This is a genomic window from Streptodolium elevatio (genome assembly GCF_040649515.1).
GTDB lineage: Bacteria > Actinomycetota > Actinomycetes > Streptomycetales > Streptomycetaceae > Yinghuangia > Yinghuangia elevatio.
The window spans coordinates 1-22,256 of the sequence record NZ_JBEZFP010000043.1 but is presented as its reverse complement, the minus strand read 5'-3'; the positions used below and the strand labels follow the sequence as shown (position 1 = coordinate 22,256).

Annotated in this window: 17 protein-coding genes and 2 pseudogenes; 7 read left to right on the top strand and 12 right to left on the bottom strand. The window is 72.3% G+C overall.

Annotated elements, in window-relative coordinates; all coding sequences use genetic code 11:
• Positions 1-12: 12 nt before the first annotated feature.
• Both tsaD and rimI read right to left on the bottom strand, forming a co-directional pair.
• A complete protein-coding gene (gene tsaD, locus AB0C36_RS18270; protein WP_358355207.1) occupies positions 13-1,053 on the bottom strand; it encodes a tRNA (adenosine(37)-N6)-threonylcarbamoyltransferase complex transferase subunit TsaD in 1,041 nt (346 codons plus the stop codon).
• Positions 1,054-1,237: 184 nt separating this feature from the next.
• Positions 1,238-1,720 (bottom strand): annotated as a pseudogene (gene rimI / locus AB0C36_RS18265) (ribosomal protein S18-alanine N-acetyltransferase); the annotation flags it as partial.
• A gap of 506 nt (positions 1,721-2,226) precedes the next feature.
• On the opposite strand from rimI, the gene AB0C36_RS18260 reads away from it, so the two are divergent.
• A complete protein-coding gene (locus tag AB0C36_RS18260; protein ID WP_435839069.1) occupies positions 2,227-4,701 on the top strand; it encodes a DUF8508 domain-containing protein in 2,475 nt (824 codons plus the stop codon).
• 141 nt (positions 4,702-4,842) lie between these two features.
• Here AB0C36_RS18260 and AB0C36_RS18255 read toward each other — a convergent pair whose 3' ends face one another.
• The 3 genes from AB0C36_RS18255 to AB0C36_RS18245 form a co-directional block, all read right to left on the bottom strand.
• Positions 4,843-6,057: an ABC transporter permease gene (locus tag AB0C36_RS18255; protein WP_358355269.1), complete on the bottom strand. Its 1,215-nt coding sequence runs from the start codon at positions 6,055-6,057 to the stop codon at positions 4,843-4,845.
• A 488-nt stretch (positions 6,058-6,545) separates the two neighbouring features.
• Entirely contained in the window at positions 6,546-7,277 is a 732-nt protein-coding gene (locus tag AB0C36_RS18250) for an ABC transporter ATP-binding protein (RefSeq protein ID WP_358355267.1), read from the bottom strand.
• Between the two features lie 74 nt (positions 7,278-7,351).
• The gene (locus tag AB0C36_RS18245; RefSeq protein WP_358355205.1) at positions 7,352-8,668 is read right to left on the bottom strand and encodes a peptidoglycan-binding protein; all 1,317 of its coding nucleotides are present in this window, start codon (positions 8,666-8,668) and stop codon (positions 7,352-7,354) included.
• A gap of 237 nt (positions 8,669-8,905) precedes the next feature.
• Here AB0C36_RS18245 and AB0C36_RS18240 point away from each other — a divergent pair, with 237 nt between their 5' ends.
• Both AB0C36_RS18240 and AB0C36_RS18235 read left to right on the top strand, forming a co-directional pair.
• A complete protein-coding gene (locus AB0C36_RS18240) occupies positions 8,906-9,349 on the top strand; it encodes a peptidase inhibitor family I36 protein (RefSeq protein WP_358355203.1) in 444 nt (147 codons plus the stop codon).
• Entirely contained in the window at positions 9,346-10,233 is an 888-nt protein-coding gene (locus AB0C36_RS18235) for a hypothetical protein (RefSeq protein WP_358355201.1), read from the top strand. Before AB0C36_RS18240 ends, AB0C36_RS18235 begins: the two co-directional genes overlap by 4 nt.
• Before the next feature lie 154 nt (positions 10,234-10,387).
• On the opposite strand, the gene tsaB is transcribed toward AB0C36_RS18235, so the two are convergent.
• Positions 10,388-11,041 carry a tRNA (adenosine(37)-N6)-threonylcarbamoyltransferase complex dimerization subunit type 1 TsaB gene (tsaB, locus tag AB0C36_RS18230; RefSeq protein ID WP_358355200.1) on the bottom strand — a complete coding sequence of 218 codons (654 nt, stop codon included), beginning with the start codon at positions 11,039-11,041 and terminating at the stop codon, positions 10,388-10,390.
• 287 nt (positions 11,042-11,328) lie between these two features.
• Here tsaB and AB0C36_RS18225 point away from each other — a divergent pair, with 287 nt between their 5' ends.
• Together AB0C36_RS18225 and AB0C36_RS18220 are read left to right on the top strand one after the other, a co-directional pair.
• Entirely contained in the window at positions 11,329-11,988 is a 660-nt protein-coding gene (locus AB0C36_RS18225; protein ID WP_358355198.1) for a hypothetical protein, read from the top strand.
• 322 nt (positions 11,989-12,310) lie between these two features.
• Positions 12,311-14,725, top strand: coding sequence for a transglycosylase domain-containing protein (locus tag AB0C36_RS18220; RefSeq protein WP_358355196.1), 2,415 nt, complete (start codon positions 12,311-12,313; stop codon positions 14,723-14,725).
• A 112-nt stretch (positions 14,726-14,837) separates the two neighbouring features.
• Here the strand turns inward: AB0C36_RS18220 and AB0C36_RS18215 are convergent, their stop codons facing one another.
• Complete coding sequence (locus AB0C36_RS18215) at positions 14,838-15,467, bottom strand: class I SAM-dependent methyltransferase (protein WP_358355194.1); 630 nt, start codon at positions 15,465-15,467, stop codon at positions 14,838-14,840.
• On the opposite strand from AB0C36_RS18215, the pseudogene AB0C36_RS18210 reads away from it, so the two are divergent.
• A pseudogene (locus AB0C36_RS18210) lies at positions 15,456-15,928 on the top strand (IS5 family transposase). The gene AB0C36_RS18215 and the pseudogene AB0C36_RS18210 sit on opposite strands and share 12 nt — an antisense overlap.
• Positions 15,925-16,362 carry a transposase gene (locus AB0C36_RS43245; RefSeq protein ID WP_435839068.1) on the top strand — a complete coding sequence of 146 codons (438 nt, stop codon included), beginning with the start codon at positions 15,925-15,927 and terminating at the stop codon, positions 16,360-16,362. Before AB0C36_RS18210 ends, AB0C36_RS43245 begins: the two are co-directional and overlap by 4 nt.
• Before the next feature lie 294 nt (positions 16,363-16,656).
• On the opposite strand, the gene tsaE is transcribed toward AB0C36_RS43245, so the two are convergent.
• The 5 genes from tsaE to AB0C36_RS18175 form a co-directional block, all read right to left on the bottom strand.
• Positions 16,657-17,244 (bottom strand): tRNA (adenosine(37)-N6)-threonylcarbamoyltransferase complex ATPase subunit type 1 TsaE, encoded by a 588-nt coding sequence (gene tsaE / locus AB0C36_RS18195; protein WP_435839067.1) that lies wholly within the window; start codon positions 17,242-17,244, stop codon positions 16,657-16,659.
• A gap of 205 nt (positions 17,245-17,449) precedes the next feature.
• A complete protein-coding gene (locus AB0C36_RS18190; RefSeq protein WP_358355192.1) occupies positions 17,450-18,637 on the bottom strand; it encodes an alpha/beta fold hydrolase in 1,188 nt (395 codons plus the stop codon).
• Positions 18,634-19,761, bottom strand: a complete 1,128-nt coding sequence (gene alr / locus AB0C36_RS18185) for an alanine racemase (RefSeq protein WP_358355190.1) — start codon at positions 19,759-19,761, stop codon at positions 18,634-18,636. Before alr ends, AB0C36_RS18190 begins: the two co-directional genes overlap by 4 nt.
• Before the next feature lie 350 nt (positions 19,762-20,111).
• Entirely contained in the window at positions 20,112-21,596 is a 1,485-nt protein-coding gene (locus tag AB0C36_RS18180) for an NAD(P)H-hydrate dehydratase (RefSeq protein ID WP_358355189.1), read from the bottom strand.
• Positions 21,597-21,614: 18 nt separating this feature from the next.
• Positions 21,615-21,983 (bottom strand): holo-ACP synthase, encoded by a 369-nt coding sequence (locus tag AB0C36_RS18175; protein ID WP_358355188.1) that lies wholly within the window; start codon positions 21,981-21,983, stop codon positions 21,615-21,617.
• Positions 21,984-22,256: the final 273 nt, after the last annotated feature.

Here is a 22,256-nt window from a genome sequence, read left to right as displayed (position 1 = left end):
CTCGCCCGTGCCCTACGCCTGCGTCACCGTGACCGGCATCGACGAATCCGCCGGGATGCCGAGCGTCGACGGAGCCCGGTCGCGGCGTACCATCTCCGCGCCCAAGGCGGCGACCATCGCGCCGTTGTCCGTGCACAGCCCCGGGCGTGGCACGCGCAACGTGATGCCGGCGGCCGCACAGCGCTCGGCGGCCATGGCCCGCAGCCGCGAGTTGGCCGCGACACCGCCGCCGACCAGCAGGTGGTCGACGTCGTTCTCCCGGCACGCGCGAATCGCCTTGCGGGTCAGGACGTCCACCACGGCCTCCTGGAACGACGCGGCGACGTCCGCGACCGGCACCGGCTTGCCGTCGCGCCCGCGCGCCTCGACCCAGCGCGCGACCGCCGTCTTCAGGCCGGAGAAGGAGAAGTCGTACGCGGCATCGCGCGGCCCCGACAGCCCGCGCGGGAACGCGATCGCATCCGGGTCGCCCTCGCGCGCCCGCCGGTCGATCAGCGGCCCGCCCGGGAACCCGAGCCCCAGCACGCGGGCGACCTTGTCGAACGCCTCGCCGGCCGCGTCGTCGATCGTCGCCCCCAGCGGCCGTACGTCGCTGGTCACATCGGGTACGAGCAACAGCGACGAGTGCCCGCCGGAGACCAGCAGAGCCATGCACGGCTCCGGAAGTCGGCCGTGTTCGAGCTGGTCCACACACACATGGGCGGCGAGGTGGTTGACGCCGTACACCGGCTTGTCGAGCGCCATCGCGTAGCCCTTGGCCGCCGCGACGCCGACGAGCAGCGCGCCTGCGAGGCCCGGACCCGAGGTGACCGCGATCGCGTCGATGTCGGACATCGCGACGCCCGCGTCCTTGAGCGCGCGGTGCACGGTCGGGACCATCGCCTCCAGGTGGGCGCGGCTGGCGACTTCGGGGACGACACCGCCGTAGCGGGCGTGTTCGTCGACGCTCGACGCCACCGCGTCGGCCAGGAGCGTGGTGCCGCGGACGATACCGATACCGGTCTCGTCGCACGAGGTTTCGATGCCCAGGACGAGCGGCTCGTCAGCGGCCACGGTCGCCGGCCTCCTCGGGTACCGGCCCGCTGCCGTTCGAGGCGTGCCGTACGCCGGAGCTGTCAGGCAGGTCGGCGGCGTTCGGTGCCTCGGAATCGTGCGGTACGTCGACCGCATGCGGTGCGCCGGAGCCGTGCGCTGCATCGACGGCATGCGGTGCGGCGGCGGCGTGTCGCGCGTTGCTCGCGTGCCGGGCCGCGGAACCGTCGCGGGTGATGTCGCAGCGCATCACGAGGGCGTCGACGTTGGCGGGCTGGTAGTAGCCGCGGCGTACGCCCAGCGGGACGAACCCGAAGCGCTCGTACAGCCGTTGCGCCCGCGTGTTGTCGACGCGCACCTCCAGAAGGACGTGGTGGCAGCCGCGCCGCCGGGCCTCGTCCAGCAGGTCGGCGAGCAGGGTGGCGCCGAGCCCGGTGCCCCACTGGTCGCGGCGTACGCCGATGGTCTGCACGTCGCCCTCGCCGCCGGCGCAGGCCAGCCCCGCGTATCCGGCGATGGCGCCCGAGGCGTCCTCCGCGACGACGTAGTGGCGCGTCTCCGGGTCGGCGAGCTCGGACCAGAACATGCCCGGTGACCAGGCATCCTCGGCGAACAGGTCGTGTTCCAGCGCGAGCAGTTGCTCGATGTCCCACCAGCGCAGTGCGCGAACCGTCGGGGCGGTCGTCATGACGCGAGTCTATGGCCATCCGCCGGAAGCGCCCGGATTGCACCGCATCGACCGCGTGCCCGGCGCTACTTCCGCCGGACACCGCCGACGCCCTACTGTCTGCGCAACGGTTCTACGCGCGCAGAATGCGGCCGACCCGGCGCCCGGGACGGCTCCAGGTTCGCCGACCGACCGCCGCACGTTGTTCCGCCGCCCACGCACCGCAGGTCGCCCGCACGACGGGCGGCGTTCACCGGCAGTCCGCAGGATTCGCCACACGACCGGACACCGGCCCACGACATGCAGGCCCGCCAGAAGCAGTTCCACACGACGTAGTTCCACAAGACGGAGTTCCACAAGACGGAGTTCCGCGAGACCCAGCTCCACCAGACCCAGCTCCACCAGACGCAGCTCCACGAGACCCAGCTCCACGAGACGCAGGCATCAGCGCGCACGACCCGTTCGGCCCGGCCCATACACACGTTCACACCAGGAGGACTCGGGTGACACCACGTCAGTTGTCGCCGCTGCCGCCACGCACACGGCGGGGACGGCGTACGTCCGGCGCCGTCGCGGCAACCGTCGCCGCCGCGGTGGCCGCGACACCCGCGCTGCTCGCGCCCGCGACGGCCGCGGCAGCCCCCTCGCCGAGTGCGGTGATCGCCGAGGTGTACGGCGGCGGAGGCAACGCCGGCGCCACGCTCCAGCAGGACTTCGTCGAACTCGGCAACCGGAGCGGCGACACCGTCTCCCTCGCCGGATGGTCGGTCCAGTACCTGCCCGCCGCCCCCGGCCCCACCAGCCGCTGGCAGGTGACCGCGCTGACCGGGAGCCTCGCCCCGAACGGCCGCTACATCGTGGCCGAGGCCAAGGGCACCGGCGGCACGCTGGCGCTGCCCGCCCCCGACGCCACCGGCGCCATCGCCATGTCCGCGACGGGCGGCACGATCGCGCTGGTCAATTCGACCGAGGCGCTGACCTGCCTGACCGCGGCCGACTGCGCCGCGGACGCCCGGATCCGGGACCTCGTCGGTTACGGCAGCGCCGCGGTCCGCGAGGGCTCCCCCGTCACCGGCGCGTCCAACACCGCGGGCGTGGCGCGCGGTACGCCGCTCGCCGACACCGACGACAACGCCGCCGACTTCGCGTCCGGCGCCCCGACACCCCTCAACTCGCGCGACGAGGGCCCGCGCGACCCCGGCACCGACCCGGGAGCGGCCGCGCGTATCCACGAGATCCAGGGAACCGGGCGTGTGTCGCCCAAGAACGGCCGGCAGGTGTCGGCCGTTCCCGGCGTGGTCACCGCGATCCGCCCCTTCGGCTCCGCGCGCGGCTTCTGGTTCCAGGACACCCAGCCCGACGCCGACCCGCGTACCTCCGAGGGCATGTTCGTCTTCACCGGATCGGCCACGCCGCAGGGTGTCGCGGTCGGCGACGCGGTGACCGTGAGCGGCAAGGTCGAGGAGTTCTACCCCGGCAACGCCGACGCCAACGGCCAGTCGCTGACCGAACTCACCGGTGCCACCTGGACGGTCACGTCGTCCGGCAACGCCGTCCCGGCGGCGGTCGTGCTCGACGCCGCGACGGTGCCCGACGCGTACACCGCGGACGGCAACCTGGAGACGCAGCCGCTGCAGCCCGGCGCGTACGCCCTCGACCTGTACGAGTCGGTCGAGAGCCAGCGCGTGCAGGTGGCCGACACCCGTGTGGTCGGCGCCACCACCTCCTTCAACGAGCTGTGGGTGACGGTCGAACCGGCGCAGAACCCGACGGCGACCGGCGGGACGCTCTACGGCTCGTACGCCGCGCAGAACGGCGGCCGGGTCAAGGTCACCTCGCTGATCCCGTTCGCCGAACGCCCGTTCCCCAAGGCCGACGTCGGCGACACGCTCATCGGCCCGACGGCCGGGCCGATGACGTACGACAGCTTCGGCGGGTACGGCGTCGCCGCCACCACCCTGGGCACGCTCACCTCGTCCGGCCGCACGCCCGAGACGACTCGGGACCAGAAGAACACCGAACTCGCGGTCGCGACCTACAACGTCGAGAACCTGTCGCCGGTCGACGACCAGGCCAAGTTCGACCGGCTCGCGCGCGGCATCGTCACCAGCCTGGCCACGCCGGACATCGTGGCCCTGGAGGAGATCCAGGACAACAGCGGCCCCGCGAACGACGGCACGGTGGCCTCCGACCAGACGCTCGCCAAGCTCGTGGACGCGATCGTCGCGGCCGGCGGCCCGCGCTACCAGTGGCGCACGATCGACCCGCAGGACGGCACGGACGGCGGCCAGCCCGGCGGCAACATCCGCAACGCCTTCCTGTTCGACCCGGCACGCGTGCAGTTCGTCGACCGCGCGGGCGGCGACGCGACCACGCCGGTCGGCGTCCGCAAGACGTGGCTCGGCCAGGCGCAACTGACGTTGTCCCCGGGCCGCGTGGCCCCCGCGGACGAGGCCTGGGCCAACAGCCGCAAGCCGCTCGCCGCCGAGTTCCGCTTCCGCGGGCGCACGGTGTTCGTCATCGCGAACCACTTCGCGTCCAAGGGCGGCGACCAGGTCCTCGACAGCCGCACGCAGCCGCCGAACCGGACGTCCGAGGTCCAGCGCCTCAAGCAGGCGGCCGTACTGCACGGGTTCGTGGGCGACATCCTCACCGCCGACCCGCGCGCCAACGTGGTCGTGCTCGGCGACCTGAACGACTTCGCCTTCTCGCCGACCCTCAAGACGCTCACCGCCGACGGCTCGCTGAAGGCGCTGGTCGAGACCCTGCCCGCGAACGAGCAGTACGGGTACGTCTTCAACGGCAACAGCCAGATGCTCGACCACATCCTCACCAGCCCGCGGCTGACCCGCTTCGAGTACGACATCGTGCACGTCAACGCGGAGTTCGCGGACCAGGCGAGCGACCACGACCCGCAGGTGCTGCGGGTCAGGCCGAGTACCGGCAGCGATCTCCTGGACTGGCTCGACCAGTTGCGGGAGCCCTGGCTCGACCGGCAGTAGCACGCGAACGTACGGAGGGCCGCGGCCTCGGGGGCGTCACGCCCGGGGCCGCGGCCTTGTGCGTTGGTGGCCTCGCGGTGCCTGCGTACGGCTGAAGTACGGCCGCCGTACGGTCCGGCACCGCCTGCCGCCCGCCGCCGGTCAGCGCCGCAGTGCCTCGACCGGCTCGATCCGCGCCGCGCGCCAGGACGGGTACAGCCCCGCGACCAAACCGGTGACCAGCCCGACGAACGGGGCCGCCAACACCAGGAGCGGGTGGACGATCGGCGTCCAGTCGCGGGCGGCGGCCGTGGCCACGACCGTCGCGGTGCCGAGGCTGGTGCCGATCAGACCGCCCACCACCCCCAGGGTCGAGGACTCGGCGATGAACTGCCCCGCGACGTGGTGGCCACGCGCACCCAGTGCGCGGCGCAGGCCGATCTCGGCGGTGCGCTCCATCACCGCGACCAGCGTGGTGTTGGCGATCCCGACGGCACCGATCACCAGGCAGATCCCGGCGAGCAAGAGGAAGAGCGTGTCCAGGTCGGACGTGACGTTCTCGCGAAGCGACCGCGGGTCCGGCGGCGCGACGGTCTTGAAGTAGTCGGGGTGGTCCGGCCGCAGGGCGTACGGCGCCTCCTGGGCGACCTGCCGGGCGGCACCCATCTCCGTCGAGACAAGCATCGCCGCCCGCGCGCCGGGGTCGGGCGGTCCCCAGATCGCCTCCGCGGCCGTGTGCGGCACCACGACCGACATCAGCAGGTCGGGCTTGCGCTCGGTGTCCGCGAGGATGCCGACGACGGTGAACGGGATGTCGTCGATGAAGACCGCCGGCAGCGTCTCCAACGTGCTGATGCCGAACCGGGCCGCGACACCGGGTCCGACGACCGCCACCAGCTCCGCACGGCCGTCGTGGAAGGCATCCCACGAGCGGCCCTGTGCAAAGGTCGCGCCGGCCGCCCGAAGCACTCCCGCCGACGCGGCGAGGACCGGAGTGGCCTGGCTCTGCCGGTCGTCGCCGACCGGGGCGGCGCGGACCCCGCCGCCCGCGGACAGCCGGACGTCCCAATACGTCCCGGCGGCGGTGACCCCGTTCAACGCGCCGACGCGCGCGTCGGCGTCGGGTGGCAGCGCCACCGGCACGTGTTCGCTGTCCTCACCGCCGGTGTCCTCGACGGTGACCTCTGTCGCGGTGAACTTGTTGAATCTGTCACCGATTTGGCCGCTTGCGGTGGCGGTGATGCCGAGCACGGCCACGAAGGTGCCGACGCCGAGGACGGTCCCCAGGGCGGTGAGCATCGAGCGGGCCGGGCGCTGCAACATCCCGGCCAGCGACTGCGCCACCAGGTCCCGCCACGCGAACCGGGAGCGCGGCAGGTCCTGTTCGGCTGCCGGGCGCTTCCGGTCGGATGCGGCGGTACGCGCGGCGGCGGGCGGAGTGGTCGGCGCGACGGCAGGCGGGGTGGCCGGCTCGACGGCAGGCGGGGAGACGGGCGCTGTGGGGGCAACTGCCGCCGGTACCACGGGCGTACGCGGCGGGCCCACCGGGCGGGGCGGTACGGCGGGCTGGGGCGGCGGCACGGCGCGGGCAGGCGACCATGTCGGTGTCACCGGCTCGCGCGCCGGAGCCGGTTGCGTTTGAGCCGGTCGTACCGGAGCTGGTTCCGCCGGAGCCGGCTGCGCCGGGGTCGTCGGCGCGGCGGGCGGAGGTCCAGCATGCAGATGTGCAGCATGCGTAGGTGCGGCGGTTGCGGGCGCGGTGGTTGGGGTTGCCGCGGGGGGAGGCACGGTCGACGCCCGTGCCAGGGCCTCCCGCGCGGGCCCGCGGTCGAGGTCGAGCCAGGGGTTGCGCGAGGACGACGGCCTCACGCGGGTGCCCACGGCCGCGCCTGCTCGGTCAGCAGGCCGTCGCGGATGGCGACCGTACGCGTACCTCGGGCGGCGACCGACGGATCGTGGGTGATCAGCATGATGGTCATGCCCGCGCTGTTCAGGTAGTCGAGCAGGACCAAGATGTCCTCCGCCGTCGTGGAGTCGAGGTTTCCGGTGGGCTCGTCGCACAGCATCAGCGCCGGCCGGCCGGCCAGCGCACGCGCGATGGCCACGCGCTGCCGCTCGCCGCCCGACATGGTCGAGGGCAGTGCCCGCACGCGGTGCCGCAGACCGACCATGACCAGGGCCCGGTGGGCGCGCGCGAGGCGTTCCGCACGCGGGATCCCCTGGTAGACCATCGACAGCTCGACGTTCTCGATCGCGCTGCGGTGCGGCAGCAGGTGGAACGACTGGAACACAAACCCGATCCGCGCCCCCCGCAGTGCGGCGCGGCGGCTCTCCGGCAGCTCTCCGGTGTCGACGCCGTCGAGGAGGTAGCGGCCGCCCGTCGGGCGGTCCAGCAGGCCGGCGACGTTCAGGAACGTGGACTTTCCGGAACCGGACGGACCGACGATGGTCATGTATTCGCCGCGGAAGACGCGCAGATCGGTCCGCCGCAGCGCCTGCACCTCGGGCGGGCCGGGGTAGGTGAGCGAGACGCCGTCGAACTCGATCACCGGGACCTCGCGGGCATCGGCGGCGCCGACGACGGTGTCGGTAGCGATGCCGGCGGCGACGCCGACGGTACGTCCGGCGGCGATTTCGCCGGCGGCCGGCCCGCCCGCGGCCGTCCCGTACGTCACTTGTCCGCCCCCGCCGTGGCCGCCGCACCGGCCGGACCGCCCGCCACGCCGATCATCACGCGCTCTCCCGCCCCGAGCCGGGCGTTCGCGACCGGCGTCACCTGGACGTACCCGTCGCCGGTCGTTCCCGGCCGGACCTCGACACGGCGCTTGGCGCCGTTCGGCTCGACCACCGTCACCACCGTGCGGCCGTCGGCACCGGCCGACACCGCGGACAGCGGCACAACGAGCACCGGTCCCGCCGACGCGGCCGCCTCGACGGTCAGCCGCACGTCCTGTCCGGCGAGTTTCGCGTTCAGGGGCTGCGTAGGAGTCGCCACCATCTCGTACGTGCGGGCACCGGAGCCGGACTTGGTCTCACCACCGTCGCCGTTCGCCGCGTTCGGGTCGGACGGGGTGTCCGCGACCGAGGTGACCTTCGCGGCCGCTTCGAGCCCGGTCACCTCGGACAACACCTTGACCTGCATGTCGGGGCGGACCAGGCCCTTTTCGTGCGGGGCCAGGGCGCCTCGGATCACCAGGGCGCCGGACGAGATGCCGAGCACCTTCTCCGCCGCCGGCTTGCCGACCTGGGCGTTGACCGAGTCCACGCGACCGGGGAACGCGCCGAGGAACACCACCTCGGAAGCGGGCACCATGGCACCGGACTTCGCGGGGTCCGGGGGCGTCTCCGTCTTGCCGTCGTCGGAGCCTTGCGCCTGCGGTGCGGAGTATCCGATCCGCTGATATAGCGCGGCCACCGCGTCGCGGGTTCCGACGCCGTAGGAACCGCTGGGATCCGCACCGGTATTGAGTCCGACCGCGGAAAGCGCCTGCTGCAATTGGGCGACGTCCTTGCCCTCCGCACCGGGTTTCAAATCGCGGTACGCCGGAACGGCGCCCGGCAACACAAATACCGGCCTTCCGGAAATCTCCACGAGCACCTGCCCGGCCGCGAGCGCGTCACCGGTTTTCACCCGCACAGCGGTTACGACGGCCGAACCGCCGGAATCCTCCAGGCTTTTCCCGGCCCCCTGCGCGGTCACGTCCACGGATTGCGCCGCGGTCACCCGGCCGCGCAGCACGACGGTGTCCACCAGCCGCCGGGATTCGACTTCCGCGGTAATGAGGGAGTGCGGCGGGGCGTCGGCCTCCGCGGCGTGCTCACCAGGCGATTTGACGAACTGCGCCGCGCCGAGACCGCCCAGCGCCACAACCAGTGCGGTCACCACGGTGATGACGAGCATTCGGCGTCGCCTGTCGACGAACCCCTCGGCCGCGTACGCGTCCTCCGCGTTGGTCAGCCTGAACGCCGGGCCCTCGTTGTGGCGCATCCTCTAGCCTCCGGTCCCCGTTCCGTGGCGGGGAACCCCGACGGAATCACCCGGTACTCGGGTCGTCTTCGAGCGAGTGCCGGATCAGATTGCCAGGTGCGACGGCGTCGCGCGGCACGAACGCGCGTTGTGGATACTGGCGTTGACGCTCCGGAAATCACCGTGCCAGCCTCACCGTCGGCGCGCCCTGCGCCATTCCGAACTTCCGCCGGCAATCCCGTATGGGGGAAATTTGTGATGTCGCGCAACCGAAAGTTCACCGCATTGGCACTGGGGGGCGCGGCCGTACTCGGCTCTATCGTCCTCACCGCGACCCCGGCGTCTGCGGGCCCGGGCACCTGCAAGAGGGGCGTGGACGTCTGCCTGTACTACAACTCCGACTTCAAGGGCGCGAAGTACGGCCTGTCGGAGACCCGTTCCTACAACGGTCTGAAGTTCGCCGGCGGCAATGGCGCCGGGCAGGCGGTCAAGAACAACGCCGCGTCCGTGCACAACATGAACGTCCGCCTGACCGCACGCATCACGTACAACTCGACCGGCTCCCAGTGCCGGGCCGCGTGCCAGGACCTTCCGCCCGTCGCCAAGGCCAACCTCAAGCCCTCGATGAAGAACGAGAACGCCGCGCAGTACCTCTACAACAAGCACGGCGGCCCCGGCGGGGACCCTGAGGCCAGGCGGTGACACGGAAGTCGCGCGTCGTTCGGCAGGTCGCCGTCGCCCTCGGAGTGGCCGTCGCGGCAGTGGCCTGCTCGTCGGACGATAAGGCCGACTCCGCGGCCGCCCCGCCGGCGGTCGGCAGCATCCCGCAACTGGCGACCATGGAGGGACAGGCGCTGCCGCTGGAGACGTACATGCTCCAGCCGGACCAGTCGGCCAAGATCCTCGGGGCGCGCGAGCGCATGGTCGAGCAATGCATGACGCGCCAGGGGTTCGACTTCTCCTTCGACCTCGGCGCCTCTTCCGGGGGCACCTCGTCCGCGGACTTCACCAAGTCCCAGTCCGAGATGCGGTATCTCATCGACGCCAGAGCGGCGGCGAGCTACGGCTACCACTCGCCCCCGCTCTCGGCGGCGGAGCAGGCTTCCCCGCCCGAGCCGACGGCGGCCGAAGCACAGGCCCTGCAAGGCACGGACGGCAACGGCGGCTGCTTCGCCGAGGTGGACGCCAAGCTCACCGAGCGCGGCGTCATCATCCAGGACCCCGCCCTTGTCGTCGACATCAACAAGGGCGGCATGCAGCGGTCCCTCGAAGACCCGCGCATGAAGGACGCGTTCACGCTGTGGTCCCGCTGCATGCAGGAACGCGGCTACGCCTACGCCACGCCCCTCGACGCCTCCAACGACCCCCGTTGGGAGGCGGCGGAGACGGCGAGTCCCGAGGAGGTCGCCACGGCGGTCGCGGACACCGAGTGCATGGTCGCGAACAACGTGGCGGGTATCTGGTTCGCGGTCGAATCCGCTTATCAGAAGCGGGAGATCGAGGCGAACTTCGAGAAGCTCGAAGAGGTTCGCAAGGCCATCGACACCAGCATGCGAGTGGCGGAGGAGATCACCGCCCAGGCCTGACCGGGCGGACGTGACGCCGCGTTTCCGGGTGACCCCCGGGGACGCGGCCCTCCGCGCGTCCGGCCCGATTCGGGAGACGCCCCACGGCGGCCGTGCGTTGTGGGGCCGTTCACCGTTCGGGCCCGAGCGTGCCCGCGGCCCCGTTCACCAGGTCTCAGGACGGCGTCACCGGCTTGTAGTTTGCGGGGACCTTGGCATCCGGGCGGCGCAGGTACAGCGGTTCGGGGGCGAGCAGTTCGCCGCCGTCCTTGAGGCGTTCCACGGCGAGCCGGGCCAGCGCGGCCGCGTCCACGTGCTCGGGGCCGCCGACGGAGGTGAACGCGTCGGCGTACAGCGCGGCGCCCGCCCCGACCGCGGGGAGGCCCTCGACCGAGGCGGCGATGTCCGCGGCCCGGTCCACGGACGGGCCTTCGAGGCGCGTGCGGGCGTCCGCGTACCGCGCCCAGTAGACCTCTTTGCGGCGGGCGTCGGTCGCGGCGACGAACGGCGCCTCGCGGCCGGTGGCGTAGGCCAGCGCGTCCAGCGTGCAGATGCCGTGCACGGGAATGCCGAGGGCGTCGCCCAGGGCGCGGGCGGTCATCAGGCCGACGCGCAGGCCGGTGTACGGACCGGGCCCGACGCCCACGGCGATGTCGGTCAGCTCCGCGCGACCGCGGCCGGCATCGGCGAGGGCCGCCACGATGCCGGGGACCAGGAGCTCGCCGTGGCGTCGCGCGTCGATCTGCGTGCAACCGGATACGACCTGGGACCCGTCGTGGAGAGCGACGGTCACGGCAGGGGTGGCGGTGTCGAAAGCGAGCAGCAGCACCGCCCAAGGCTATCCCGACGGCGTGGCGCGGCGGACCGCGTCGCACGGACCGGGCCGCGGTGCTGGCACGATGTGTGCCGTGGGGTAACGCGCCGCCGAGTGTGCGCGAGGCCGCGCGGTGCGTGACGCCGTGGGTGGCGCCGCAGGTCATGCGGCCGGTCGGACCGGTCGTACGGGCGGTGCGGCGGCCGGTGCCGCGGACGGTGCGGCAGGTCGTACGGCGCGCTGTGCCCCAGCTGTTCGGGCGGGTTTCGGGTGGGTAGAGCGGTCGGGCGAGAGGCGAAGTCATGGCGAATCCGGGGACGACGGTCGCGGGCATCACGCTCGTGGCGCTGGTCGGCGTGGGGGCGCTGGCCTGGAAGGCCGCGGACACCTCACCGAAGGACCGCAAGGCGGACGTGACGAGTTCGAGCACGCCGATCGCGTCGCCGGGTGCGACGCAGGCCCCGCCCCAGGCGACGGCCCCGCCGGCGGTCCCGGCGAACTCGGGGACCGGCAAGCGCGTCGTGTACTCGGTCGGTCAGAACCGCGTCTGGCTGATCGACGTGGTGAACAGCAAGGAAGAGGTGCTGCGCACGTACTCGGTGGTGGCGGGCAGCGTGCTGACGCCGGCCGACGAGTACCGGGTCAAGGGCAAGACCGTGGGGCCGCAGCGCGGCGGCGACGGCCTGCGGATCGAGAACACGGTGGTCATAGGGACCTTCAACGGGATGACGCTCGGCTTCAGCGCGACCGACACGCCGTTGGAGCAGGTCGCGGCGGGGAACGTACCGGCGACGAGCCCGTCGCCCACGACGACGCGCAAGCCGACCGGGCGGGCGACCGCGACCAAGAGCCCGACGGCGACGACCCGGCCGAAGAACGCGGGTGTGCGCGAGACACCGGGGGACGGCAAGGCGCTGTTCGAGTTCGTGGACATCGGCACGCTTGTGGTCGTCGTGGCCTGACGTCGTCGGCTGGTCGGCACGTCGGCTGGTCGGCACGTCGGCTCGGCAGACCGGGCGCGGCACGTCGGCTCGGCGGACCGGGCGCGGCCTGGTCGGTGCGTGGGCCTGGTCCGTGCGTGGGCCGGGGCTGTGTGTGGGCGCGGGCGGCGTGTGAAGTAGCTCTCGCGGGGATGCCCCGTACGGCCCAGTGACCTGGTCGTACGGCATCTCGGCACGCGTGTTCGCACCACCACAACATCACTTTTTCCGATTTGTCGACATACCATCGCCATCAGGTTGACGGCAGGTTGGTCGGTACGGCGGAAGTGGTGACGGAGTGGCGATGCACAACCAGGGTCCCGGCGCGCCCGCCGGCGGCCCGCCCTCCGCACCCGCCGTCACCGCCCCGCGCCGCCGCCGCTTCATCGACTACCCGCGCTCGAACAAGTCCGGGGTACGCCGCTGGATCCCCTCCGTCAAGCACTTCGCGACGGCGTTCCTGTTCGTCCTGGGTCTCCTCTTCCTCGGGGTGGGCGTCGTCTACGCGATCACCCCGATCCCCTCGCACGCGAACGCCGACGCCACCAAGCAGAGCAACATCTGGCAGTGGAGCGACGGCAGCGAGATCGTCCGGACCGGCGCGACCAACCGGCAGAACGTGCCGCTGTCGGACGTGCCCAAGCAGGTGCAGGAGGCGTTCCTCGCCGCCGAGAACCGCAGCTTCTACACCGACTCCGGCATTTCCCTCACCGGCACGGTGCGCGGCCTGCTCAAGTCGGTGACCAGCGGCGGATCGTCGTTGCAGGGCGGTTCGACGATCACCCAGCAGTACGTCAAGAACCTGTACCTGACGCAGGAGCAGACCGTCTCCCGGAAGTTCAAGGAGGCGATCATCGCGGTCAAGATGGACCGCGAGGAGTCCAAGGACGACATCCTCGAGGGTTACCTGAACACGGTCTACTTCGGGCGCGGGGCGTACGGCATCCAGGCGGCGGCGCAGGCGTACTACGGCGTGAACGCGTCGCAGCTGACGGTCGAGCAGGGCGCGTACCTCGCCGTGCTGATCAACGCCCCCGGCGTGTACGACGTCAAGAACACCACCGAGCGCGGGCGGGCCAACGCCGTCGCGCGCTGGAACTACGTGCTCGACGGCATGGTGAAGTCCAAGTGGCTCACCCCCGAGCAGCGCGCCGCGACGGTGTTCCCCGAGCCGCTCGACCCCAAGACGCAGCCGGGCCTGGAGGGCATGAACGGCTACCTCGTCGAGACCGCAAAGCAGTACCTGTTGGACAACGACGTCGTCGACGAGCAGGAACTCGCGGCGGGCGGCTACACGATCCGCACGACCTTCGACAAGGCCAAGACCCGGGCCATGTACGACACCGTGCAGAACACCCTAAAGGACAACCTCGACCCGGCGACGCGGGCCAAGGACGTGGGCGTGCGCGTCGGCGGGGCGTCGGTCGACGTGGCCACGGGTCGCATCGTGGCGATCTACGGCGGCCCCGACTACGTGAAGCAGTACGTCAACAGCGCGACGCGGCGCGACGTGCAGGTCGGGTCGACGTTCAAGCCGTACGTGCTGGCGGCCGGGCTGCGCGACGGCGTGCAGGACAACAAGAAGCGGGTGCCCATCACCCCGCAGACGCGGTACGACGGCGACGACGACGTGGTCATCACCTACCCGAACGGCAAGCCGGTCATGGAGGGCGGCAAGCCGTGGCAGCCGGGCAACGAGGACGACCGCAACTTCGGCATGATCACGCTCTCGCGGGCCATGGACGTGTCCGCGAACACGGTGTACGCGCAACTCGGCATGGACGTCGGGCCCGAGAAGGTGGTCGAGGACTCGATCCGCAGCGGCCTGAGTCCGGACACACCGGGGCTGGAGCCCAACCCGTCGCTGGCGCTGGGGACGGCTACGCCGAGCGCGCTGGACATGGCCAACTCGTACGCGAGTTTCGCGGGGCGCGGCTCGCACGTGGACGCGTACTCGGTCGAGCAGTTGACCCACAACGGGGACGACGTGGGACTGCCGGACCACGACCACGAGCAGGTGTACAGCGAGGGACAGGCCGACAGCGTCAACCAGGTGCTCCAGTCCGTCGTCGAGTCGGGGACGGGTACGCGGGCGCAGGCGCTCGGCCGGCCGGCGGCGGGCAAGACGGGCACGACGGACAGCAACAAGTCGGCCTGGTTCGTGGGGTACACGCCGCAACTGTCGACGGCGATCGGCATGTTCCGGCAGAACCCGACGACCAACGATTTCGAGGACATGTACGGGACGGCGGGCCTGGCGCGCGTCGACGGCGGCAATCTGCCGACGCGGATGTGGACGACGTACATGCGCTCCGCGATGGCGGGCCAGCCGGTCGTGAACTTCCCGGTCCCCGCCGACGACAACTCGGACGACGGGCAGACGCCGGCCACCAGCGGTCCGCCGGAGTCGTCCGGACCGCCGAGCACCGGCAGCACCGCGCCGGGGACGACCACTCCCCCACCCGCGACGTCGAGCGGGCCGCCGACGTCGTCCGCACCGCCCGCCACGGGCGGCTCGTCCAGCTCCGGCCCGCCGACATCGCGCCCGCCGAGCAGCGAAGGCACCGGCGGCTCCACAGGCGGCAGCACCGGGGGTAGCGGAGGCAGCACAGGCGGCAGCACCGGAGGAAGCGGCGGCTCCACAGGCAGCAGCACCGGCGGCTCCACCGGCTCACCCCCAGCCGGCGACGAAGACACAAACCCCGACACCGCCCCCTGACGCAGACGGGCGCCTAGAGCCTGTCTGACAATTCCCGTCGGATCGGCGAGCGTCCGCCGAGCCGGCAGTTCGGAGGTGCTCCAACCGTCCCGCGGGTATTGCCGGGCAGGATCTAAGAACGGCGGGCCAATAGGTGGGCGTCGAGGAAGCCCCGTTCGGATCCCGGATCGTGGAGCAGCCGGGCGAAGGGAACGAGACCGGCATCGGCCAGTAGTTCGGCGAGGCGGTCCGCCGGCCAGCTGTAGGCAGGCGCCACCTTGTGGTCGAACCGGACCGGCTCCGGTTCGTCGGTGCCGAAGAAGGACAACAGGAGCAGGCCGCCTGGAGCGAGGACGCGTACCTGCTCGGCGAGCAGCTCCGGCAGTTCCTCCGGAGGGGTGTGGATCATCGAGTAGTGGGCCAGTACACCGCCGAGCACGCCGTCCTCGATCGGCAGAGACTCCATCCGCGCCTCCTGGAAGGACAGCGCCGGATGGGTCCGCTGGGCATGGTCGACCATGCCGGAGGAGAGGTCGAACCCGAAGGCGTTCAGGCCCAGTTCGTGCAGCATGGCCGTCAGATGTCCGGGCCCGCAGCCGACGTCGGCTGCCCGCAGGTTGCCCGTCGCGCGCACCAGTTCGGCGAAGGTGCCGATCATGGCCCGGGCAAACGGTTGTGTCTCCAGCCGGTCCGCGAACAGTGATGCGTACAGCTCGACGACTCCGTCGTAGGCCGCCCTGGTCTCGTCCTGATGATTCGTCACATGCAGGACTCTATTGCCGGTCTGATCATTGATCCTGTGGCAGGTCGAGGTGAGCTGACGGATGCGGCGTGGGAGCGAATAGAGCCCGTGTTGCCGCGCGCGGATGGGCGTGGTCGTCCGTGGCGTGAACACCGGCAGGTGGTCAATGGGGTGCTGTGCGGCTGCGGACCGGGGTGCCATGGCGCGATCTGCCCGAGCGGTACGGACCCTGGCAGACCGTCTACGAGCGGTTTGCCCGCTGGGAAGCGGACGGGACCTGGGCGAAGCTGCTGGAACACGTTCCGGTCCGCGACGACGCGGTGGGCCGGGTGATGTGGACCGTCTCCGTCGACTCCACGATCAACCGGGCCCACCAGCACGCGGCTGGTGCCCGCAAAAAGGGGCCGCTGACGGGGACGAATCGGAAGATCCGGGCTGCTCGCAGGCTCGTCAGGCCCTCGGCCGGTCCCGGGGCGGGCTGACCACCAAGGTCCACCTCGCCGTCGACGGCCGGGGCCTGCCGCTGTCCATCGTGCTCACGCCCGGCAACGTCAACGACGCTACCGCCTTCGGACGGGTCCTCGACAGCATCCGCATTCCGCGCGCCATCACGGGCCGACCTCGCACGACACCGGCGAGGGTGCTTGCCGACAATGCCTATCCAGCCGGGCGATACGCCACCTGCTGCGGAGCCGGGGCATCGTTGCCACGATCCCCGAACGCCGAGACCAGACGGCCAACCGCCGGCGACGCGGAACCCACGGCGGCCGTCCACCCGCTTTCGACAAAGACATTTACCGCAACCGCAATGTGGTCGAACGATGTTTCGCCCGTCTCAAGCAGTTCCGTGCGATCGCGACGAGGTTCGGCAAGCTCACCGATCGCTAACGGGCCGGAATCGTCGTGGCAGCTCTGATCCTGTGGCTCCGCGAGCCCGCCGGGTGATCATTTGTCAGACAGACCCAGTTTGCGGCTGGTGTGTTGGCGGCCGCGGTCCGAGTGAAAGATCGTCCCGGCGACTGGGTGGGTCTTGCGGACAGCGTCGCCGCAATCACGGCCTGACCACCACAGCGACGGTGTCCGTCAAAGCGGAACAAGCTCAGCGCACGACCGAATCGCTCCCCGACCAAACGCGCGCGTCTCACAGCTGACACGCCGTTACGGGCAAGGCCACCACGAGCTGACCGACACCTTCAGAACTTGCGACCGGCTACAGGGCGAGTGCCGTCGTCAGGTCGACGGCTGCCCAGCGGGGGCCGGAGGCGCGGACGGTGACCACCCGGGGGTCGTCGCCCACGGTCTCTCCCAAGTCCCCTTCGGCGTTGAGTGGGCCGTCCTCGGCCGGGGCCGTGCCTTCGCTTCGCTCGATGACCACCGTGAGCCGGTCCTCGGTCAGGTCCTCGACCTTGCCCTCGCCCCACTCCACGACCGTGACCGACTCATCCAGCGAGGCGTCCAGGTCCAAGTCGTCGACCTCGCCGGCGACGTCGTCGGTCGCGCCCAGGCGGTAGGCGTCGACGTGGACCAGGGCGGGCCCGCCGACCAGCGACGGGTGCACGCGCGCGATCACGAACGTCGGCGACGTCACGGCCCCGCGTACTCCGAGACCCGCGCCCAGGCCCTGCGTCATGGTGGTCTTGCCCGCGCCCAACCCGCCGGACAGGACGAGCAGGTCGCCGCCACGCAGCACACCCGCGAGGCGCCTTCCGAACTCGCGCATCTCCTCGCCGGTGGCCACCACCACGCGGACCTCAGGCACCGTCCCGCTCACTGCTTCCTGCCCCTGCACGTAAGACATCCCCAAACCCGGTCGGCCGCCGCGCTGCGCCGTTCCCGCTGTGTCCGTTCCCGCTGTGTCCGTTCCCGCTGTTGTGCCCGTTCGGCTGCCGCGTCCGCCGCCGGTTGAGTCCGGCGACCGCCGCGGTACGTCCGACACCGGCCCCGGCCGCGCCGCTCGCCGCGCCGGCAATTGACGCCACCCCGAACCTACGCCCAACGACGCGCTACCCCGCCGCGTCACGTCCGGCGCCGGAGCCCAACGATCCGTTTCGCCGTGAGCCACCGGACACGCCGCCGCCCCGGGCCGGTTCGCGCGCGGCACGCGCGAGGAGCCCGCGCAGCGCCGCATTGACCACCTCCGGATGCTCAAGGGGGGTCAAGTGGCCGGACTCCGGGACGATGACCAACTCGGAACCGGACAGCGCCTCGTGGATCGCCTCGCTGTGCGACGCGGGCGTCATCAGGTCGCCCTGCCCGCCCACCACGACGGTGGGCACGCGGTCGATGACCGGCAGCGCCGCCAGCTTGTCGTGCGTCTCGAACGCCGGGAAGAACTCGGCGATCACGTCGATCGGGGTCGCCGAGATCATCCGGTCGGTGAAGCGCACCAGGATCGGGTCCACCTCGGAGTCGAACGCGTACCGCTCGGTGAACATGTAGACCAGGTCGCGCGCGGCACGGCGGCCGGCCTCGACGATCGCGGCGCGCCGGCCGAGCGTACGCATGACCCCCGGGGCGATCCGGTGCACCAGCCGCGCGCCCGCCGCCGGGATGCCGAGGGTGACGGTCGCCCACTTGCCCGCCGACGTGTTGAGCAGGCCCACGCCGACGATGCGCTTGCCGAACAGCTCGGGGTGCCGGTCGGCGAGCGCCATGATCGTCATGCCGCCCATCGAATGGCCGAGCAGGACGAGGGGGCCGCGCGGCGCGAGTTCCTGGATGACGGCGTACAAGTCGTCGCCGAGCTGGTCGATGGTCGAGGTCTCGGGCGCCCCGCGGCCGGACCGGCCGTGGCTGCGCTGGTCGAACAGCACGAGCCGGTACTCGCCCCGCAGTTCGGCGCGCTGGAAGTGCCAGCAGTCCATGTTGAGCGTGTAGCCGTGACACAGCACGACGGTCAGCGGCGCGTCCGCCGCCTCGTCGATCTCGGCGAACAGCTCGACGCCGTCGGCCGCGGTCACGATGTGCGGCGCGCCGCGCAGGGTGCCGTACTCGGCGATCGCGTCCATCTCGGCCTCGGCGCGTCGCCGCACCCGGCCGACGGTCATGCGCTCGAGTGCGACCCCGGCCGCCGCGCCGACCGCGAGCACGCCGACCGCGGCCCCGAGGATTCCGGCGCGCTTGCCGACACTCGTGCCGCCCACCACTGTCGCCGCCACCTCGGTGGCCAGCGCTCCCGTCGGATCGCTCATCGGGCCCCCAGGTACACCCGCGGCACGCGCGACCCGATCCGCGTGACGATCTCATAGGCGATGGTCCCGGCCGCCTGCGCCCAGTCCTCGGCCGTCGGTTCGCCCCCGTCGCCGGGGCCGAACAGCACCACCTCGTCGCCCGGCGCGACGGACTCGTCGTCGCCGAGGTCCACCACGAACTGGTCCATCGCGACGCGGCCCACGAGAGTACGCCGGGCGCCGCCGACCAGCACCGGACCCGCGCTGCTCGCGTGGCGCGGGACGCCGTCGGCGTACCCGAGCGGGACCAGCGCGAGGGCGGTGTCGCGGTCGGCGTGCCACGTGTGCCCGTAGCTGACGCCGTGCCCTTCCGGTACGCGCTTGACCGACGCCACCGACGCCACCAGCGTCATCACCGGGCGCAGGCCGAGCTCCGCGGAGCTGTGCAGGTCGGGGACGGGCGAGACGCCGTACGTCGCCAACCCGCTGCGCACCAGGTCGAAGTGCGACTCGGGCAGCGTCAGCGTCGCCGGGGAGTTGGCCATGTGCCGCACCTCGGGCGTGACCCCGCGCTGCTCGGCGACCGCGACGGCGTCCCGGAACGCCGCCAGTTGGAGGGCGATCGACGGGTGTCCGGGCTCGTCCGCGCAGGCGAAGTGCGACCACAGGCCCACGACCTGCACGAGTCCGTCGGCCTGCGCCTTCAGGGCGGCCTCGACCAGCGCCTCCCAGTCGTGCGGCTGGCATCCGTTGCGGCCCAGGCCGGTGTCGGCCTTCAGGTGCACGCGCGCGGTACGCCCGGTCGCCCGCGCCGCCTCCTCGACCTCGGCCAGCGCCCACAGGCCGCTCACCGAGATGTCGACGTCGGCCGCGATCGCCTCCGCGAACGGGTCGCCGGGCACCCACAGCCAGCTCAGCACGCGTCCGGTGTCACCCGTGCGGCGCAACTCCAGTGCCTCGGTCGGCAGCGCGGTGCCGAGCCACGCGGCCCCGGCCTGCCGGGCGGCGCGCGCGCACTGGACCATCCCGTGGCCGTACGCATCGGCCTTCACCACGGCCATGACCTGCGCCGACCCGACCCGGTCGCGCACCGCGGCGACGTTGTGCCGGAGCGCGTCGAGGTCGATCCGGGCTTCGGCACGCATAGGGCGGTGGATCCCCTCGTTCGGCGGTCGGACTGCTGATCGGCACCCGATGCCGGCGGCGATCGGTATCCCAGTGTGGCAGGCCCGGATAGATCACGCTGGCGGGGACGCGGCCGCCTACCGACCGGTTGAAGCCCCGGCGCGCACGGCGGGCGCGCGGCCGCCCGCAAGACGGAAGCCGACGCACGCCCCGCACATCCGTACGCCTCCGCCCGCGCACCACCACCGCGGACCCGAAGACGTCCGTCCGGCGCCGCCGCCGACGGTCATCCGGAGCCCGCACACCACGTCAGATACCCGCACACCTCGTCAGACGCCCCACACCCCGTCAGATCCCGCACACCCGATCGTCAGGCGCCGCACACCTCGTGCCACGCGCCCGGCAGAGCCCTCAGGACGTCCGACGCCGAGCACGGCGCCCCTTCGTCGGCGGCCAGGTGTCCCGCCAGACCGTGCAGGTAAGCGCCGCACACCGCCGCCTCGGTGGGCGACAGCCCCGCGGCCAGCAACGCGCCCGACAGGCCGGTGAGTACGTCGCCGCTCCCGGCCGTGGCCAGATAGGGCGTGCCGGTGGGGTTCACCCACACCTCGCCGCGCGGGTCGGCAATCACCGTCGTGCTGCCCTTGAGCAGGACGGTGGCCGCGTACCCCGCGGCGAGGCGCCGGGCGTACCCGATCCGGTCGGCCTCCACCCCCGCGCGCGTCGACTCCTCGCCGAGCCCGGCCAGGAGCCGCACGGCCTCACCCGCATGCGGGGTGAGCAGCGCGCCCGGGGTGTTCCGCAATGCTTTCGGTCCCGATTCCGCCAGAAGGGTGAGCCCGTCGGCGTCGACCAGCACCGGCACCTCGTCGGCGAGGACGGCCGCCAGACGCTCGCGGGCCTCCTCTCCCGTGTCGATGCCCGGGCCGACGGCGTACGCCTGGACCCGCCCGGCACCCACCATCACCTCGGGATGCGCGGCCAGCACGGCGTCGCCGACCGCGCGTGGGCCGACGTAACGCAGCGCGCCCGCGCCGCCGTGCAGGGCCGCGCCGGTGGCGAGCACCGCGGCGCCCGGATAACGCTCGGAGCCGGCGGCCAGGCCGAGGACGCCGCGCGCGTACTTGTCCGTCTCACGGGCGGGCCGGGGCAACAGCCTGGCGATGTCGGCGTGTTGAGCGGCCCGCAGGACGGGCGCGGGCGGTTCGAGGCCGATGTCGACCAGTTCCACCACACCTGCGTACGCGGCGCCGGGGTCGACGAGCAGCCCCGGCTTGTGGGTTCCGAAGGTGACGGTGACGTCCGCGCTCAGTGCGGACGGAAGCCCTTCGACCACCGCGGGCACCGCGCCGGTGTCGGCGTCGACGCCGCTCGGGAGGTCGACCGCGACCACTACCGCCCCGGCCTGACCGACGGCCTGGGCGAGTTCCGCGGCGGGGGCACGCAGCCCGCCCCGACCGCCGATCCCGACGATGCCGTCCATGACGAGGTCGGCCGCCGCGACGAGGCGCTGAGCGGCCGCTGGAAAGCCCGGTGCGTCGGCGGGGAGCGACCACCCGCCCGCGCTCCGCAAGGCCGCCAGACCGCCCGCGTGGGCCCTCTGCGGGCTCAGCAGAAGCGCGTCGACGCGTGCGCCGCGGCGGGCCAGTCGGGCACCGGCGTACAAAGCGTCGCCGCCGTTGTCGCCGCTGCCGACCAGCAGCACCACGCGGCTGCCGTAGACACGGCCGAGAAGGCCCGCACACGTGACGGCAAGGCCGGCGGCGGCACGCTGCATGAGCGTTCCCTCCGGCAGCACGGCCATGAGCGCGGCCTCCGCCGCCCGGACCTGTTCGACGCTGTGGGCTTCGCGCACCCGACTGTCCCTCCCGCCCTATCCCTCCGCGATGACGACCGCCGAAGCGATGCCCGCGTCGTGGCTCAGCGACACATGCCAGCCGGTGACGCCGAGTTCGGCGGCCCGCGCGGCGACCGTGCCGCGCACCGTCAGCACGGGACGCCCCGAGTCCTCGGTGCGGATCTCCGCGTCCTGCCACTGCAATCCGCGCGGCGCGCCGAGGGCTTTCGCGAGCGCCTCCTTAGCCGCGAACCGCGCGGCGAGCGAGGCGACCCCGCGCTCCTGACCGGGCCGCACGTACCGCTCCGCCTCGGTGAACAGCCGGCCGGCAAGGCCCGGCGTCCGCTCCAGCGACAACCCGAACCGCCCGATATCGGCGACGTCGATCCCCACACCCACAATCACGGCGCCAGCATGGCATGTCCCGCAGGGGCGACATCCGCGACGTCCGGGCAAGCCCCGCACACGCAGGGATCCGCGGATCAGCCCGCAGGCATCGCCAGGGGGTGTCTTCGAAGTCCCGTCGGATAGCCAGCGGGCCGTGGTGCGCGCGCGCCGGGCCTGGCGGCCCCCAAGCGAGGCGCGCGGGCCGCAGCTCGGCCTGAGTTTGGCTTGGGAGGGCCGTCAGGGCCCGGCGGCAAGGTCGGTAACGCAGTCTTGGGAGGCGAAGGAGGGCCG

What these genes read in the sequence shown, in the direction of transcription:
- AB0C36_RS18245 (WP_358355205.1), bottom strand. Translation starts at nt 8,668, where the DNA reads ATGCGCCACAACGAGGGCCCGGCGTTCAGGCTGACCAACGCGGAGGAC.
- AB0C36_RS18240 (WP_358355203.1), top strand. Translation starts at nt 8,906, where the DNA reads ATGTCGCGCAACCGAAAGTTCACCGCATTGGCACTGGGGGGCGCGGCC.
- AB0C36_RS18225 (WP_358355198.1), top strand. Translation starts at nt 11,329, where the DNA reads ATGGCGAATCCGGGGACGACGGTCGCGGGCATCACGCTCGTGGCGCTG.
- AB0C36_RS18220 (WP_358355196.1), top strand. Translation starts at nt 12,311, where the DNA reads ATGCACAACCAGGGTCCCGGCGCGCCCGCCGGCGGCCCGCCCTCCGCA.
- tsaE (WP_435839067.1), bottom strand. Translation starts at nt 17,244, where the DNA reads ATGTCTTACGTGCAGGGGCAGGAAGCAGTGAGCGGGACGGTGCCTGAG.
- AB0C36_RS18190 (WP_358355192.1), bottom strand. Translation starts at nt 18,637, where the DNA reads ATGAGCGATCCGACGGGAGCGCTGGCCACCGAGGTGGCGGCGACAGTG.
- alr (WP_358355190.1), bottom strand. Translation starts at nt 19,761, where the DNA reads ATGCGTGCCGAAGCCCGGATCGACCTCGACGCGCTCCGGCACAACGTC.